This window comes from Caulobacter sp. P1_B12_2 (assembly GCF_056406675.1).
This window is the reverse complement of sequence record NZ_JBFTZS010000198.1, coordinates 1-11,860: the sequence shown is the minus strand read 5'-3', so window position 1 is coordinate 11,860 and position 11,860 is coordinate 1. Positions and strand designations below refer to the sequence as shown.

The following is an 11,860-nucleotide window of genomic DNA, read 5'->3' as shown; positions in this document are numbered from 1 at the left end:
TCCTTGCCCAGGCGGCCGGCCTCGATCGGGGTGAGGCGGTGGTGGACGTCATGCAGCAGGTGCAGGTCCCAGCCCAGCTTGTCGCGGGCCGCCTCGAACAGGCCCGGTGCGCTACGCAGATACTTCTCGGTCGACCACAGGCTTTCGGTCGGCAGGTCGCCGTCGGCSGGCTCGTAGAASARCTTGTCCTTGGAGACGCCGTAGACGCCCTTCAGGCCGGGCACGCCCGACTGCAGGCGGATGGCCTTGTAGCCCTTCTCGGCATAGATGGCGGCGTTCTCGAGGGTCTCCTCGATCGTCGCGCCGTTGGCGTGGCCGTAGACCATCACGCCGGTGCGGCAGGCGCCGCCCAGCAGCTCGTAAAGCGGCAGGCCGGCGATCTTGGCCTTGATGTCCCACAGGGCCATGTCGACGGCGGCGATGGCGGCCATGGTCACGGGACCACGACGCCAGTAGGCGCCCTTGTACAGGTACTGCCAGATGTCCTCGATCTGATGGGCGTCGCGCCCGATCAGGCAGGGGATGACGTGGTCGGTCAGGTAGCTGGCGACGGCCAGTTCGCGGCCGTTCAGCGTGGCGTCGCCGACCCCATGGACCCCGTCGCTGGTCTCGATCTTCAGGGTGACGAAATTTCGCCCCGGGCAGGTGACGATGACTCTGGCGGCGGTGATCTTCGGCATGGCACGCTTTCGTTGACCCGACATTGACCCAGTTGGCAAAGTCGGATGGTAGCGGTATCGGTCTAAATCAGGCGGCGCGGTTGTCAACCTATTGGTCTGACCACTGGCGTCGTGGTGTCTCGACCTTTGCTCAAGGTAGCGGTATCACAAGATCAAGACCGTCGCGCCCTCTCGCGTCGTACGGCATGGTGTCGCCGGGAGAAAACATGCGTCTTGTGACCTTCATGCGGGGGCTTTGCCTTGCGGCGGGCCTGATTTCGGCGTCCCTGGGCGCCTCCGCGGCCCATGCGGAAGACGGCTATGACCTTTGGCTGCGCTATCGGCCGCTGCCGGCGGCCCAGCGTCCGGCGGTCCGGACGATCGCGGCCAGCGCCGACACACCCACCCTGAAGATCGCGCGCGCCGAGCTGCAGCGCGGGCTGGACGGCCTGGTCGGCGGCGCGCCGGCGCCCGACGGTCCCACGATCCTGCTGGGCACGCCCGCCGGGTCGCCCGCCGTCGCGGCTCTGAACCTGCCGCTGAAGGGCGCGGGCGAGGAGGGCTACCTCATTCGCACGATCGGCAAGACCACCGTGATCGCCGCCAACAGCGACATCGGCGTGCTGTACGGCGTCTTCCACTATCTGCGCCTGGCCCAGACGGGGCAGGGCGTTGATACGCTGGACATCCTGTCGGCCCCCAAGGTCAACCACCGCCTGCTGAACCACTGGGACAACCTGGATGGCCATGTCGAGCGCGGCTATGCCGGCGCCTCGCTCTGGGATTGGTGGAAGCTGCCGGACTACACCGATCCCCGCTATGTCGACTACGCCCGCGCCAACGCCTCGATCGGGATCAACGGCACGGTCCTGAACAACGTCAACGCCAAGGCCGACAGCCTGACCGCGCCCTATATCGCCAAGGCCGCGGCCCTGGCCGACGTGTTCCGCCCGTACGGGATCAAGGTCTATCTGTCGGCCCGGTTCTCGGCTCCGATCGAGATCGGCGGGCTGAAGACCGCCGATCCTCAGGACCCGGCCGTCCGCGCCTTCTGGAAGGCCAAGGCCGACGAGATCTACAAGGCCATCCCCGACTTCGGCGGCTTCCTCGTGAAGGCCAATTCCGAGGGGCAGCCGGGTCCGCAGGACTATGGCCGCACCCATGTCGACGGCGCCAACATGCTGGCCGACGCCGTGGGGCCGCACGGCGGGATCGTGATGTGGCGGGCCTTCGTCTATTCGCACGAGCAGCCGGACGACCGCGCCAAGCAGGGCTATAGCGAGTTCAAGCCGTTCGACGGCCAGTTCCGCGACAACGTCATCGTCCAGGTCAAGAACGGGGCGATCGACTTCCAGCCGCGCGAGCCGTTTCACCCGCTGTTCGGGGCCATGCCCAAGACCAATCTCGGCATGGAATTCCAGATCACCAAGGAATACCTCGGCTTCGCCACCCACCTCGTCTATCTGGGCCCGCTCTACGAGGAGACCCTGAAGGCCGACACCTATGCCAAGGGCAAGGGTTCGACCGTGGCCAAGGTGGTGGACGGCACGCTGGACAATCGGCCGCTGACCCTGATGGCCGGCGTCGCCAACATCGGCCGCGACCGCAATTGGTCGGGGTCGCAGTTCGACCAGGCCAACTGGTACGTCTTCGGCCGCCTGGCCTGGGATCCGGAAGCCTCGACCAAGGACATCGCCGCCGACTGGGCCAGGATGACGTTCTCGACCGACCCGCGCTTCGTCGCCCCGACCGTGGCGATGATGATGGGCTCGCGCGAGGCGGCGGTCGACTACATGACGCCGCTGGGCCTGCACCACCAGATGGGCCGCAGCCACCACTATGGTCCTGGACCGTGGGTGACAGGAGGGCCGCGCGCCGACTGGACCAGCGTCTACTACGCCAAGGCCGGCAAGGACGGGATCGGCTTCGACCGCACCGCCACCGGCAGCAACGCCACGGCCCAGTACGCCCCCGTCGTCGCCAAGCGCTTCTCGGACCTGAAGACGATCGACGAGCGCGACCTGCTGTGGTTCCACCACCTCCCGTGGACCTACAAGCTGAAGTCCGGCCAGACCCTCTGGGACGGACTGGTGACCCACTATTCGCACGGGGTCGCCACGGTGGACGGCATGGGCAAGACCTGGGCGGGCCTGGCCCCTTATGTCGACCCCGAGCGCCATGCGCAGGTCGCCGATTTCCTGGTCATCCAGCGCAACGAAGCCCAGTGGTGGCGCGACGCCTCGATCGCCTATTTCCAGACCTTCTCGGGCCTGCCGCTGCCGGCCGGCGAGGCGGCTCCGGCCCATTCGCTGGACTACTACGAAGGTCTGAGCTTCCCCTACGCGCCCGGCGGGGGCTAGCGCGTCAGGACCAGGTCACCGGGCACGCCGGGGTGGGGGGAATGGTCCCCATCACCGGCGGGTCAGGGAAGTACTGGGTCTGGACCTGGACGTACTCGGCCGCCGCCTGGCCGAACAGCATCATGATCAGCTGCAGGGACTCGTCGAGCCCTGACGAGATGCCGCCGCCGGTCAGCCGGTTGCCCGACACCACGAAGCGCGGATTGCTGGTGTCGACGTCGATTTCGCAAAAGCTCTGCAGGCAGGCGATGAACGCCCAGTGGGTCGTGGCCTTATGCCCGTCCAGAAGGCCCGCCTGGGCCAGCAACAGCGCGCCCTCGCACACCGAGCATACCCATGTCGCGTCCTCGGCCACCTGGCGCAGATAGGCCAGGTAGGGCGAGCAGGGATCGCTCATGATCTGGCCCAGCACCTTGGGATCGCCGCCGGGCGTCCACAGCACGTCCAGGGTCGGGACCTCGTCGAAGCTGGCCTGGGCGTCGAAGCGGACGCCGCTCATGGCGGTCACCGGACCACCGTCCCGCGAGATAATCAGGGTCTCGAGCGGTTGGTCCTTGCCGGCCCAATAGAACATCTCCAGCGGACCCATGACATCCAGCAGATCGACGCCCTCGTAAACGGGGATGCCCAGCCTCATGTCGCCCCTCGCTTGTCCTTGGCCCTGGGGACAACGTTGGCGCGCTCCAGGCGATCAGGTCAATCCACGGGGAACAGGGGCATAAAAAAACGGCGTGTCCGAAGACACGCCGTTGGGGAACGCGAAGGAAGGAAGGTGTTTCGCGTAAGTTTTTGGAACTGGCCTCGGATGCCGAGTCGCCGTCCGTTCCCGTCTCGCGCCTAGAAGGTCGCCCGCATGCCCACGAGAAACTGGCGGCCGGGCTTGTAGTAGGTGAAGGTGGCGTTGTCGTACTGGAAGTGCGAGCGCAACTTTTCGTTGGTGATGTTGGTCACGTTGAAGGTCAGCTGCGGCACACGTTCGAGCCCGAACATCTTCTCCAGGTCGAAGCTGGAGGAGAAGTCGGTCTGCTTGTAGTCGTCGGCGAACAGCGCCGCCGCGGTGACGCCGTTCTGGTTGGCGCCGCTGGACTGCGAACCTTTCCGGTAGACTTGGCTCAGACGCAAGCTGAGGCCGTTGTGCTCGTAATAGCCCGTCAGGTTGTAGCTGTACTTGGCCACGCCATAGGCGATGGCGGGGCCATTGCTGGTCTGGTCGACGATGGTGGCGTTGGCGTTGAAGCCCAACCCTTCGACGCCGAACCGGCTGGTCAGGAAGTCGAGCGGCTGCACCCACTGGAATTCCAGGCCGTTGATCGTCAGCTTGTTGGGCACGTTGATCTGCGACTGGATCTGGACTTGCGCCGAGGTCGGGCCGCCGCGCGAATTGATCGCCGTCTTCTGGGTGTCGTTCAGGGTGTCGTAGGTGATGCCGTACTGGGCCAGGTACGAGAACGGCTGGGTGGTCACCTGGTTCTGCGTAAAGCCGGTGATCGACTTGCGGAACGCGTTGACCCCGATCACGCCTTCCGCGCCGGTGTAAAGCTCGAAGCCAAGGTCGATGTTCTTCGAGAAGTACGGCTCGAGCGCCGAGTTGCCGATGGTGGCTTGGTCGGCCGACGGCGCGCCGAAGCTTACGCCGGGCAACTGGGCGGCCGGATCCGGACGGGTCATCGTTTCCGACACCGCCACGCGGGCGACGGCGTGTTCGCCGACGTCATAGGCGATGTTGGCGGCCGGCAGCCACTTGGAATAGGTGTTCTCGGTGTAGACGAAGTTGGTGATGTTCGGATAGCGCGAGCCGTCCGGCAGCTGGGCCCCGCCCGCCAGGGTGTTACGGGGATCGGCGATCGAGACGCGGCCGCCGATCGTCTGCTTGGTGTGAATGTAGCGGACGCCGACGTTGTAGCGCAGATCGCTGTCCAGCATCTGGGTGACGCCGTTCAGCTCGGTATAGGCCGCGCTGTTCTTCTCGTTGATGGAGCCGCCGCTGGCGCCGGTGTTGGAACCGCCCGTCTCCGGCGAATTGTCGTGGAGTTGATCGTACTTGGTGGCCTTCTTGACCGCGTCCCAGTCGACCGTGACGAAGCCGGCGGGGCCGGGCTTCAGATAGCTGGCCAGGCTGGTGGTCGGGATCAGCGAGCCGGCGTAGGTGAGCGTCCCGGTTTGGCCCGCCGTATAGCCCGTGCCGTAGCCCGGATAGGTCGGATAGCCCGCGGGGGCGGCGCCGGGCTGGTTCAGACCCTGACAGGGCGGCTGGCCGTTGGGCGACGGCAGATTGATGCTCGGATTGTTGCCGCAGGTCGCGTTCTGCCAGGGCTGGGTATTGTCGTAGCCGCGGATGGTGCGCGACACGTCGTCGTAGTTGCCGCCGAACTTCAGGTTCAGCGTCTCGTCGCCCCAGGTGATGGCGGCGCGAGCGCCCTTTGTCTCATACCAACGCTTCTCGTCCTGCATGTTCAACCGGCCGCCGTTCCAGACGAAATTGGCCGGATTGTTCAGGTCGACGCTGCTCTTGATCGTCGGAATGCCGTTCGGATTGTAGGTGTAATCGACGGTCGTGCCGACGCCCAGCGCGGTCACAGGACCGAAGGTCGGGCTTTCGCGGTGGAAGTTGCTCTTGGTGTAGTTGAGCTGGCCTTCGACCTTCAGCTTTTCATTGATGCGCCACTCGCCGCCTGGGTTGATCCCCCAGAGCTCGGTCTTTTCGAGATAGGGACGGAATTCCAGGAAGAACTGCGAGTTGGCGTAGGTGCCTTGGGTGACGGTGCAGCCGGTCGAGCAGTCGGTCTTGTCGTACTTGGTGTTGGTAGGAATGATCGCGCCGTTCCGCACGATCCACGCGATGTCCTCGCGCAGCAGGTCGTTGTTCTTATACCCATACATGCCGTCGATGTAGAAGTTCAGGTTGTCGGTCGGCCGCCACTCCAGGCTGCCCACGGCGTTGAAGCGGTCGCGACGGCCATATTCGGCCGAGGGGCGGCCCAGGCGCGGCAGCAGGCCGTTATCGATCTGTTGGATCGAGGCGCCGGGATTGTGGGCCAGCAAGTAGGCTTGGTCGATGGTCTGGCCGGCCACCAGGCCGCCGCCCGCGCCGACCGGCACCGTAGCCGGGATCGTCCAGTTGCCGCCGCCCGTGGGGTTGCAGCCCGTCGTCGCGCCGCACTGCGCCGCCGACAGGTTCGGGTTGGTGAAGCCGATCGTCTCGTAGCCACGCGTATCGGTCTTCAGGCGCTGGCCCGAAATGCCGAATAGGACGCCGAAATTCTCCCAGGTCTTGCTGGCGATCAGCGAGCCCTTGCCGCCCCAGTCGGCGCCGTCCGGCTTCACGCCTTGTACGTTCATGGTCACGGACTGGCCGGGACGGTCGAACGGACGCGCCGAGCGCATGTCGATGTTACCCGCCGCGCCACCTTCCAGCAGGCTGGCCGAATAGCTCTTGTTGACCGTCAGCTTGGTGAACAGGTCGGTCGGGAAGAAGCTGAGGTCGACCGAACGGTCGGTGCCTTGCGCGTCGGTGGCGCCTGACGAGGCGACCGCGATCGAGGCGCCGTTCAGCGTGACGTTGGTGAAGTTGGAGCCCAAGCCGCGGATGGCGACATTGGTGCCTTCACCGGTGATGTCGCGGGTGATGGTGATGCCGGGAATGCGGTTGAACGACTCGGCGATGTTGGAGTCGGGGAACTTGCCGATGTCTTCGGCGAAGATCGTGTCGGCGAAGCTGGTCGACTCGCGCTTGGCGACCGTCGACTGCGCCAGGCTGCGGCGATAGCCGGTGACGACCACTTCCTCGACCGTGTCGGCGTTGGAGGCTTGCGCGGACGTCGTCTGGGCGAGGGCCGGAGCGGCGACCAGGCCGGTCAGGCAGCTGGCGCCGACAAGCGCCAGGCGCAGCGCGCGCGAACGTAGTGATTGAACCATGTGTCTCTCCCCTAAGTCTCAGTGCTCTGGGCACTTGTTCTACGAACCTCCAGGATCCGCCTTCGATCGTCAGCGCTGAGCGACGAGAAAAGGGGTCATGGTAGCGGTCACAGGAGTGAATGGTTACGAGGTAAGGCCTCGCAAGTCAACGAGGTCATACCTCTTTGAATAACATTGTCTGGCCATTTGTCGCGAGGTGTGGCTGCGGGACCACCGGCCTAAGTTACCGCTACCTTGACGCTCGGGAGCGTCTCCTGTCTGTTCAGGCCGGGCCCTGGTATGACCAATGAAAAGCTCTCGCCGAAATCGGAAGAGAAGGGGCGTCGTCGTTGGAGGAAGCATGACTCGCAAAGCCGTCTCCGCTGGGCTCGCGAGCGCGGGCTTGTTGGTCCTGGGCGCCTGCGCCGGCCATGCCGCGCCGCAAGGGACCTTGGGAGAAGCCAGCTTCGACTGGTTCGCCTACCAAGGCGCGGATCCTTCCGACAAGGCCTTCAAGGCGGGGCCGGGGCAGTACGCCAACCCGATTCTCAAGGGCTTCTATCCCGATCCCAGCGTCACGCGGGTGGGCGAGGACTACTATCTGGTCAACTCGACCTTCTCGTACTTCCCCGGCATTCCGGTCTTCCACAGCAAGGACTTGGTCCACTGGACGCAGATCGCCAACGCGATCGATCGACCCGGCCAACTGGACTTCAAGGGGCTTGGCCTGTCGCGCGGGGTCTTCGCGCCGGCCATCACCGAGCACGGGGGCGTCTTCTACATCCTCAACACCTGTGTCGACTGCGGCGGCAACTTCCTGATCACCGCCAAGGACCCCAAGGGGCCGTGGTCGGACCCAGTGTGGTTGCCCGAGATCGAGGGCATCGACACCTCGCTGTTCTTCGACGACGACGGCCGGGGCTGGATCCTCAACAACGGCCCTCCGGACCGTGCGCCGCTGTACCAGGGCCACCGCGCCATCTGGATCCAGGAATACGACCCCAAGACCCAGAAGATGATCGGCCCGCGAACCGTGCTGGTCGACGGCGGGGTCGATCCTTCGACCAAGCCGATCTGGATCGAAGGGCCTCACATCACCAAGGTGGACGGTCGCTACTATCTGACCGCCGCGGAGGGCGGCACGGCCGAGGGGCATTCCCAGGTTGCGCTTCGGTCCGACAAGGTGACGGGCCCTTACGTTCCCTACGCGCACAACCCGATCCTGACCCAGCGCGGCCTGCCCAGGGACCGGCCGTTGCCGATTACCTCGGCGGGCCACGCCGACCTGGTCCAGACCCAGAATGGCGACTGGTGGGCCACCTTCCTGGCGGTGCGGCCCTATGGCGACGATCTCTACAACACCGGCCGCGAGACCTTTCTGCTGCCGGTGACCTGGAAGGACGGCTGGCCGGTGATCCTGCCCGCGGGCGAGACCATTCCCTATGTCCACGCCAAGCCGAACCTGCCCCAGCAGCCCGCGCCGGTCTTGCAGACCAGCGGCGCCTTCCAGGCGCGCGACGAGTTTGACGGACCCGAACTGCCTCTGAACTGGATGACTATCCGCAATCCGACCGAGCGGTGGTGGAGTCTGAAGGGCGGGCGGCTGGTGCTGGAGGCCCGCGACCAGAAGCTGGGAGGCAAGGTCCAGCCCTCGTTCTGGGGCCGCCGCCAGCAGCACCTGAACGCCAGCGCCTCGACGGCCGTCCGCTATGTCCCGACCCGGCCCGGCGACAAGGCCGGCATGGTCGTGATCCAGAACGACGACTTCTACTATTTCCTGGGCGTGGCCCTGGAAGGCGGCAAGACGGTGGTGCGGCTCGAGCGGCGGGCCGGTCCTGAGGACCCGGTTGACGGCGTGGTGCTGGCCAGCGCTCCGATCACCCTGAAGACCGGCCAGCCGGTCTATCTAAAGATAGACGCACGGGGCGGAGCCTACGACTTCTCCTACGGCCAGGCGAAGGGACGGTGGACGACCCTGAAAGCCGACGCCGACGGCTCGATCCTCAGCACCAAGACGGCCGGCGGCTTCGTCGGAGCGCTGATGGGCGTTTACGCGTACGGGGCGCCTAAAGCCGCGCAGTTGTCGGCGATGAACCGCATGTGGTCGGGCATGACCTCCGCCGACTTGGCGATGACGGCGCGAATGTTGTCCATCTTGGCCCGCAGATCGTGGTCGGACATCACGTCGGCCATCGGGTCATGGCCGCGCGGCTCGATCCCTTGGCCGATCATCACCGCGAACCAGCTGGTGTCGTTGAACAGCTCCTCGTTCTCGCGGAACACGCGGCCATAGCTTTTGAACACCGCCATCTTGTCGGCCAAGTAGTCCGGGATCGGCATCTCCCGCAGATAGTCCCAGTAGGGCGTGTCGTTTCGCTGGGTGGCGTGGAAATGCAGGATCAGGAAGTCGCGGATCTTCTCGTACTCGAACTGCATCACCCGATTGTAGCGGTCGATGTCGGGCGTCTCGAAACGCTTGTCGGGGAACATGGCCAGCAGGCGCGAGATCCCCACCTGGATCAGGTGGATGCTCTGGCTTTCCAGCGGCTCCATGAAGCCGGCCGACAGGCCGATGGCCACGACGTTCTTGTTCCAGCTCTTCTTCCGCCGCCCCGCCTTGAAGCGCAGGGTGAACGGATCGATCAGCGGCTCGCCGTCCAGGTTGGCCAGCAGATAGGCGGTCGCCTCGTCCTCGCTGATGTGCTCGCTGGAATAGGCGTAACCGTTGCCCAGGCGGTGCTGCAGCGGAATGCGCCATTGCCAGCCGGCCGGGCGGGCCGTGGCGCGGGTCACGGGCTGGTTCGAGCCGCCCAGCGTGCAGGGCACGGCCACGGCGCGGTCGTTGAGCAGCCAGTGCGACCAGTCCTCGAAGCCCGTCTTCAGGGTCTGTTCGATCAGCAGTCCCCGGAACCCCGAGCAGTCGATGAACAGGTCGCCCTCGACCCGTTGGCCGCTCTGTAGGGTCACCGCCTCGACGAAGCCGTCCTCGGCCCGCTGGTGGACGTCGACGATCTTGCCCTCCCGCCGGCGCACGCCGCGTTCCTCGGCGTAGCCGCGCAGGAACCGGGCGTAGAGACCGGCGTCGATATGATAGGCGTGGGACAGCGTGCCCAGCGGCGAGTTGAGCTGGCCGTTGGCCCGCATGAACTTGCTCTGCGCCGAGGCCAGGGCCTGCAGCGAATAGTCGGTCAGGTCGGCGGCCTCGCCCATGGCCTTCAGCCGCAGCCAGTAGGCGTRGAACGACACCCCCTCCATATCGACGCCATAGGGGCCGAACGGGTGGTAGTAGTCGTGACCGATCCGCTTCCAGTCGCGGAATTCGATGGCCAGCTTGAAGGTCGCCTTGGTCCGCCGGACGAACTCGTTTTCGTCCAGGCCGAGCATGCGGTTGAAGATGTTGATCTGCGGGATCGTGGATTCGCCGACCCCGACCGTGCCGATCTCCTCGGACTCGATCAGCGTCACTTGGGTGTGGCCGTCCTTCAGGAAACGGCCCAGCGCGGCCGCCGTCATCCAGCCGGCCGTGCCGCCGCCGACGATGACGATCTTGCGCAGGCGTTGGTCGGTCATGCGGGAACTCCGACGTCGGCGGCGCAATAGCGGGCGATGAAAGCCTGGTGGCCGGGCATGGCCTGGGCGGTCTGGCCGATCAGGGCCGACATCCTTTTCAGGCGTTCGACAAGGGCGGCCTCGGGCAGGGTGTCGACCAGGGCGTCGTACTGGCGAGGAATGATCCCCTGGCCCAGCAGCACGGCGATCCAGCTAGGCTCGGCGAACAGGTCGTAGTCTGACTGGAACAGCCGCCCGCGCCCGGCGAACAGGTCGATCTTGCGCGCCAGGCTGTCGGGGATCTCCATGGTCCGGACGTGGTCCCAGTAGGGCGTATCCGACCGCTCGGTGGCCTTGAAGTGCAGGATGATGAAGTCGCGGACCAACTCCACCTGCTGGGCGGTCAGGCGGTTGTATTCGTCGATCTCCAGCGGATCGAAGCCCCTGTCCGGGAATAGGGCCAGCAGCTTGGTGATCCCGGCCTGGATCAGGTGGATGCTGGTGCTCTCCAGCGGCTCCAGGAAGCCCGACGACAGGCCGATCGCGACGCAGTTCTTGATCCAGGCCCGCTCCCGGCGGCCGGCCGTGAAGCGCAGGAAATTGGGGTCGGCCCGCGCTGGCCCGTCCAGGCCCGCCATCAGGCTGTCCAGGGCCTGGTCATCGCCGATATGGGCGCTGGAATAGACGTAGCCGTTGCCGGTGCGGTGCTGCAGCGGGATGCGCCAGCGCCAGCCGGCCTTGTCGGCGGTGGCGCGGGTGTAGGGCGTCAGGCCGTCGCCCGCGGTGTCGCAGGGGATGGCCACGGCCCGGTCGTTGGGCAGCCAGTGGCTCCAGTCCAGATAGCGGCCGCCCAGGGTCTGGCCGATCAGCAGGGCGCGAAAGCCCGTGCAGTCGATGAACAGGTCGGCCTCGAACACGCGGCCGTCCTCCAGGGTAACCGACTGGAGGAAGCCGTCCTCGCCGCGCAGGGCGACGTCGGCGACCTTGCCCTCGACCCGCGTCGCGCCGCGCGCCTCGGCGAAGCCGCGCAGGAAGCGGGCGTAGAGGCCGGCGTCGAAGTGGAACGCGTATTTCAGGCTCGACAGCACCTTGGCCGGATCGGGGTCGGGCATGGCGAAGCGGTTCTGGCGCGCGGCGACGGCCGCCAGGTTGAAGTCCTCGATGGGCCCGACCTTGTCGCGCACCTTGCGCCAGATCTGGTGAAACTTGATGGCCTCGATATCCAGGCCGAAGGTCCCGAACGGGTGAATGTAGCGATCGCCCAGGCGGGTCCAGTCGCGGAACTCGATGCCCAGCTTGAAGGTCGCGCGGGTGGCCCGCATGAACTCGCGCTCGTCGATCCCCAGCATGCTGTTGAAGGTCAGGATGGGCGGGAKGGTGGCCTCGCCGACGCCGACC

6 protein-coding genes and 1 pseudogene are annotated in these 11,860 nt (G+C 65.9%); 2 read left to right on the top strand and 5 right to left on the bottom strand.

The features are described from left to right. On the bottom strand, positions 1 to 680 hold a 680-nt coding region (locus tag AC1DZ6_RS13655; protein ID WP_477097706.1), incomplete at its 3' end, for an enolase-like domain-containing protein. A 224-nt stretch (positions 681 to 904) separates the two neighbouring features. Here AC1DZ6_RS13655 and AC1DZ6_RS13650 point away from each other — a divergent pair. Next, the gene (locus AC1DZ6_RS13650) at positions 905 to 3,019 is read left to right on the top strand and encodes an alpha-glucuronidase family glycosyl hydrolase (protein WP_477097707.1); all 2,115 of its coding nucleotides are present in this window, start codon (positions 905 to 907) and stop codon (positions 3,017 to 3,019) included. 4 nt (positions 3,020 to 3,023) lie between these two features. On the opposite strand, the gene AC1DZ6_RS13645 is transcribed toward AC1DZ6_RS13650, so the two are convergent. Next, positions 3,024 to 3,656, bottom strand: coding sequence for a DJ-1/PfpI family protein (locus AC1DZ6_RS13645; RefSeq protein WP_477097705.1), 633 nt, complete (start codon positions 3,654 to 3,656; stop codon positions 3,024 to 3,026). 200 nt (positions 3,657 to 3,856) lie between these two features. Further along, positions 3,857 to 6,934, bottom strand: a complete 3,078-nt coding sequence (locus AC1DZ6_RS13640; RefSeq protein ID WP_477097704.1) for a TonB-dependent receptor — start codon at positions 6,932 to 6,934, stop codon at positions 3,857 to 3,859. A 340-nt stretch (positions 6,935 to 7,274) separates the two neighbouring features. On the opposite strand from AC1DZ6_RS13640, the pseudogene AC1DZ6_RS13635 reads away from it, so the two are divergent. Continuing rightward, positions 7,275 to 8,984 (top strand): annotated as a pseudogene (locus AC1DZ6_RS13635) (glycoside hydrolase family 43 protein); the annotation flags it as partial. On the opposite strand, the gene AC1DZ6_RS13630 reads toward AC1DZ6_RS13635, so the two are convergent. Continuing rightward, positions 8,963 to 10,483: a tryptophan halogenase family protein gene (locus tag AC1DZ6_RS13630; protein WP_477097703.1), complete on the bottom strand. Its 1,521-nt coding sequence runs from the start codon at positions 10,481 to 10,483 to the stop codon at positions 8,963 to 8,965. The pseudogene AC1DZ6_RS13635 and the gene AC1DZ6_RS13630 overlap by 22 nt on opposite strands. Then, a partial coding sequence (locus AC1DZ6_RS13625; protein WP_477097702.1) for a tryptophan halogenase family protein occupies positions 10,480 to 11,860 on the bottom strand: 1,381 nt, incomplete at its 5' end. The genes AC1DZ6_RS13630 and AC1DZ6_RS13625, both read right to left, overlap by 4 nt.

Bases quoted from the DNA above. Each gene is read 5' to 3' on its own strand.
- AC1DZ6_RS13650 (WP_477097707.1), top strand. From the start codon at position 905: ATGCGGGGGCTTTGCCTTGCGGCGGGCCTGATTTCGGCGTCCCTGGGC.
- AC1DZ6_RS13645 (WP_477097705.1), bottom strand. From the start codon at position 3,656: ATGAGGCTGGGCATCCCCGTTTACGAGGGCGTCGATCTGCTGGATGTC.
- AC1DZ6_RS13640 (WP_477097704.1), bottom strand. From the start codon at position 6,934: ATGGTTCAATCACTACGTTCGCGCGCGCTGCGCCTGGCGCTTGTCGGC.